Origin of the sequence: Megasphaera sp. AF13-6AC (assembly GCF_027685385.1) — a bacterium.
Lineage (GTDB): Bacteria > Bacillota > Negativicutes > Veillonellales > Megasphaeraceae > Megasphaera > Megasphaera micronuciformis.
Genome location: NZ_JAQCUN010000044.1, coordinates 8,986 through 10,012, shown reverse-complemented (window position 1 = coordinate 10,012; position 1,027 = coordinate 8,986). Strand labels below are relative to the sequence as shown.

1 protein-coding gene and 1 pseudogene are annotated in these 1,027 nt (G+C 51.4%); both read left to right on the top strand.

The genetic code is table 11. The annotated features are described in order from the left end of the window. Positions 1 to 795 (top strand): Holliday junction branch migration DNA helicase RuvB (ruvB, locus tag PGX78_RS03850; protein WP_270445469.1); only part of this gene is annotated, 795 nt, incomplete at its 5' end. 30 nt (positions 796 to 825) lie between these two features. Continuing rightward, positions 826 to 1,027, top strand: a pseudogene (locus PGX78_RS03845) (SpoIID/LytB domain-containing protein); the annotation flags it as partial.

Sequence of the window (1,027 nt, the reverse complement as noted above, 5' to 3'; positions counted from 1 at the left end):
GCGGGTGTCGGTTTTCGTATTACGTCGGGACCGGCTATTGAGCGAGCCGGAGATTTGGCGGCATTATTGACGAATTTACAGGAACGGGATGTTTTATTTATCGATGAAATTCACCGCCTTTCGCACAGTGTAGAAGAAGTTTTATATGCAGCCATGGAAGACTATGCTCTGGATATCGTTATCGGCAAGGGGCCCAGTGCTCGCTCCGTGCGCATTGATTTACCGCCTTTTACTTTAATAGGGGCGACAACGCAAGTCGGCAGATTGGCCTCGCCTTTGCGCGATCGATTCGGGGTTATCAGTCGTCTGGACTTCTATAAGCCTGAAGAGTTGGTTCTTATTATTGAGCGGACCGCCGACATTCTCGACATGCGTATTGAACGTGATGGGGCCTTGGAAATTGCCGGCCGTTCGCGCGGGACACCGCGTATTGCCAACAGACTGCTAAAGCGCGTTCGCGATTTTGCTCAAGTAGCCGATGCGCCGGCCATAACAAAAAACATTGCATCCGAAGCTCTGAATCGGTTGGAAGTGGATGCTTGCGGTTTGGATCGCACGGACCGTAGAGTCTTAACGGCTATTATTGAAAAATTTGACGGCGGTCCCGTCGGCCTTGATACTATTGCGGCGGCGATCAGTGAGTCGGTTGATGCGGTAGAAGACGTGTATGAACCCTTTTTAATGCAATTGGGATTTCTAAACAGAACGCCGCGCGGACGCGTAGCTACCGCTGCGGCTTACCGTCACTTGGGACTGGCGGTACCGCAGGCGGATGAGCAAGGCAAGTTGTTTTAAGTCTTGTCACGGAATGCAGGAGGAAAAAACATGATTTCATATAAACGTTCAGTTCTTGCGGTCATGACGGCAGCTTTTATATGGTTAACCGCTTTTCCTGCCGGGGCCACGGATAACGATATAGTGCGCATCGGTATTCGGGAGGGGCAGGGATCCGTGTCCGTAGCCGGTCCTTTCGGTGTCGGTGTCTATCGTAACGGCAGTCTTTGGAAAAAATACGCTGCCGGTAAGA